The 3,412-nt window shown below is 41.1% G+C and carries 4 protein-coding genes; all 4 read right to left on the bottom strand.

Annotated elements, in window-relative coordinates:
- Nucleotides 1-372 precede the first annotated feature (372 nt).
- Nucleotides 373-876, bottom strand: a complete 504-nt coding sequence (locus LG34_RS14725) for a CarD family transcriptional regulator (protein WP_109216738.1) — start codon at nucleotides 874-876, stop codon at nucleotides 373-375.
- Between the two features lie 372 nt (nucleotides 877-1,248).
- Nucleotides 1,249-1,536 carry a cell division topological specificity factor MinE gene (gene minE / locus LG34_RS14720; RefSeq protein ID WP_109216737.1) on the bottom strand — a complete coding sequence of 96 codons (288 nt, stop codon included), beginning with the start codon at nucleotides 1,534-1,536 and terminating at the stop codon, nucleotides 1,249-1,251.
- Nucleotides 1,537-1,549: 13 nt separating this feature from the next.
- The gene (gene minD / locus LG34_RS14715; RefSeq protein WP_109216736.1) at nucleotides 1,550-2,341 is read right to left on the bottom strand and encodes a septum site-determining protein MinD; all 792 of its coding nucleotides are present in this window, start codon (nucleotides 2,339-2,341) and stop codon (nucleotides 1,550-1,552) included.
- A 58-nt stretch (nucleotides 2,342-2,399) separates the two neighbouring features.
- Nucleotides 2,400-3,098 (bottom strand): septum site-determining protein MinC, encoded by a 699-nt coding sequence (locus LG34_RS14710; RefSeq protein ID WP_109216735.1) that lies wholly within the window; start codon nucleotides 3,096-3,098, stop codon nucleotides 2,400-2,402.
- Nucleotides 3,099-3,412 lie beyond the last annotated feature (314 nt).

Below are 3,412 nucleotides of genomic sequence, written 5' to 3'. Positions count from 1 at the left end.
TTCAGAATCACTGCACTCTACACTCCGTTCCGGTCGGCGCAAAACCATTTTAGCACAGACATAAGTTTCTTCCTCATATCTGACAGATTTCAGGGCACTATCTTAGATAGTATAGCACCTTTTATTTATAAAGAAAAGTTTCCGTTCGCATACTATGTAAGATGATGTGTAAACTGGCTAGTAAAATAGTTACAGTGTTACAGTTCACACGCGCAATTCGTAAAATAAAAGAAGATAAAGCCAAACTTCGACTTTATCTTGACATTTCTCTGCTCTATATAACTTGTATCTCTTTTATTATAATAATAAGTATCATTAAGATCATCACTACTATAATAGCATCCTCTCTAACTCTCGAATTTGAAAATGCATTTAAGCGGATGCAATATGTTCCTGAATATAATCATGCATATTTTCTTTTTCTATTCCAAGTACCACGGACAATTCCCCGTACAGCTCCTGCTCAGCCACACGCATATACCGCTCATCCAATGCTGTCACCTTCTTGCCCGCTGCCAGACGCTCGTCCTTTCTCTGGTGCAGTGTTTTTAAAATGCTGATCCAGGAACGGCCGCTGCACTCATGCAGAGCGGCTTTATAGCTGGCTTCGCGCTGCTTCTCATTCGGTACTTCCAAAACCTCAATGCTTGGAATATCCTGAATCAGACGCTTTGCCTCCTCCGGAGTCATTACTTTACGGATCATTACCTTGTTACTGTCAATCGGCAGATAGACTGTCTGCTCACTATTCTGCACCGGATGCATAATATAGAAAAGACGATTTCTGTCAACACCGGGAATATCTACGTGCGAAATATCCTGAATCTTGCAGACACCCTTACTTCCATAAACGACATATTCCCCTTTTTCAAACATACACAACGCTCCTTTCTTCTCATTTTAAATGGAAACTTCCATTTTATAACTTGTGTGTGGAAATAAATTGTTAGCCATTTCTCTTTTTTCAACAATTGTTATATATAGTATACCACACTTTCGCAAAAGAAGTCAGTGAATTGTATATATTTTCAAAAATTTTGTGACTTTTTACAATAATCAGTCGATTCGTTTTTATTAGTTTTGCACAACGTTTCTGTAATTCTTTACGCAACATAGACAATAAAGTATGTATTATTCTCTGTAGGCGGGCTTGTTTCATGATGGATTACCATAATTTTTCAATATAGTTATCTGAATTTTCCTATAATAAAAAAGAACCCTGATAACCAGAGTTCCTTTTTCCAGTCATTATTTTTCTTCTTTTTTCGGCGAATGATGCATATCACGAATCGGGATATTTGCATACAATGCCGGAACGGTTCCGTTTCCTGTGTCGGATTCGGTCTGTGTAATCTGGATATCTAATCCTTCCGCATCAATTTCCATATATTTGGAAATCACCTTGATGATATCGTTTTTGATCAGCTCCATCACATCCGGTGAACAATTAGCACGATCTGATACAAGTAACAACTTCAGGCGGTCTTTTGCTACATCCCCGGAACTTTTTCTTTTGAAAAAATCCATAAATCCCATAGTAAAAGCCCTCCTAGTTCTTCTTGAACAAGTTTTTCAGCTTGTCAAACACGGTCTGTTTTTCTTCCAGATTTAAAAATTCCACTGTCTCACCAAGGATTCTTCTGCAGATATTGGAATAAGCCTGTCCTGCCAGACAGTCGCTTCCTACCAGCGGCTCACCCTGATTGGTGGAGATAACGATATGCTCATCATCCGGAACTGCACCAAGCAACGGAATTGCAAGGATATCACATACATCATCTACAGACATCATGTCGCCACGTTTTACCATATCCATACGCAGACGGTTTACGATCAGCTCAGTCTTCTGAAGCTCATTTGCCTCAAGAAGTCCGATGATACGGTCAGCATCACGAATTGCAGATACCTCAGGTGTTGTTACAACAATCGCTCTGTCAGCACCTGCGATCGCATTTTTAAATCCCTGCTCGATACCAGCCGGACAGTCAAGAAGGATGTAATCAAACTCCTCACGCAGCTCATCGGTCAGTTTTTTCATCTGCTCCGGAGTAACGGATGTCTTATCTCTCGTCTGTGCAGACGGAAGCAGGTATAATTCCGGATATTTTTTATCCTTGATCAGTGCCTGTTTGATCTTGCAGTTTCCTTCTACAACATCTACCAGGTTGTATACGATACGGTTCTCAAGTCCCATAACCACATCCAGGTTACGAAGTCCGATATCGGTATCGATCAGTACGACTTTTTTGTTCAGCTGGGCAAGTCCTGTACCCACATTTGCGGTAGTGGTTGTCTTACCAACACCACCTTTTCCTGATGTAATAACAATTACTTCACTCATTGCATCCAGTCCTCCATACTTTTACTTGTTTCCCGCCTGCAAAAACGGGCATCATTTCTTATTTGGTATAATCGTTCAAACTTGCACGTGTGATCGGCTCTATGTAAATATTGCCGCCCTTTGCAACAGCGATCTGTGCCTCCGGAATTACCGGATTCTTCTCTTTCCGACGCAGTCTGCGCATCGGTTTCATCTTTTTGTCCGGGCTCTTTGCCAGTATATCTCCGATCTGAATCTGAATCGGATCCATCTCAAGTGCCACGATGAAACAATTGCTGTCTCCTGCGGCTCCCGCATAGGCATTGCCCTTCAAAGCTCCAAGCACTATGATATTTCCCTGTGAGATAATCTTCGCACCCGGATTGACATCACCGACGATCACGACACTGGATACGCTCTCCAGCACCTGTCCGGAACGAAGTGTTCCGCGGTAAAATTCGCCTTCTCTGCCGGATACCGAATCGTAATAGGCTTCAATCTGCTGTTTTACCAGATCCGCATGCGTCTCATCATTATCCACAATACAGATGATCGATATACTTGTATTCTCTGTAATGGTCTCTATGATCTGATATTCTTCTTCCTGAGTGAGTGTACGTCCCTCAAAAGAAATCGCCATTTTCGCATTTTTGAAAAACTTCTCGGATTCCTGAAATTTCTCCTTAATTGCAGTCAACAGCTCCTGAAACGGCATGTCTTTGTCCAGGATCAGATTGATTCCATATTTGTTACTTTTTATGACTACTGCTTGTGACATGTATTTCCTCCAAATTCATCAGACAGGTTTTCAATGCACGGTTCTTCCGCACAGTAAACCATTCTTTAATTATACCGAATCTGGATAAATATGCAATGGTTTTTGCCGGAATCCACTGATAAAATCTGAGATTTTCGGATATTCTAACCAAGAGGAATCTTTCCCTCAGTCTACATTTAGCTCCCACTACGACAAACATACTGCAAAGATATGCACTCACTATGGAAAATAATCGTTTCTGTTCCATAACAAAATTTAGCAAAACAATTCATCTCAGTCTGAGTTGAGACTCCCACTTCTGCAAGTGGTGAGTA

Source organism: Eubacterium ramulus, assembly GCF_003122485.1.
Classification (GTDB): Bacteria; Bacillota; Clostridia; order Lachnospirales; family Lachnospiraceae; genus Eubacterium_I; species Eubacterium_I ramulus_A.
This window is presented reverse-complemented; position numbering and strand designations above follow the sequence as displayed.

What these genes read in the sequence shown, in the direction of transcription:
- minE (WP_109216737.1), bottom strand. Translation starts at nt 1,536, where the DNA reads ATGGGATTTATGGATTTTTTCAAAAGAAAAAGTTCCGGGGATGTAGCA.
- minD (WP_109216736.1), bottom strand. Translation starts at nt 2,341, where the DNA reads ATGAGTGAAGTAATTGTTATTACATCAGGAAAAGGTGGTGTTGGTAAG.
- LG34_RS14725 (WP_109216738.1), bottom strand. Translation starts at nt 876, where the DNA reads ATGTTTGAAAAAGGGGAATATGTCGTTTATGGAAGTAAGGGTGTCTGC.
- LG34_RS14710 (WP_109216735.1), bottom strand. Translation starts at nt 3,098, where the DNA reads ATGTCACAAGCAGTAGTCATAAAAAGTAACAAATATGGAATCAATCTG.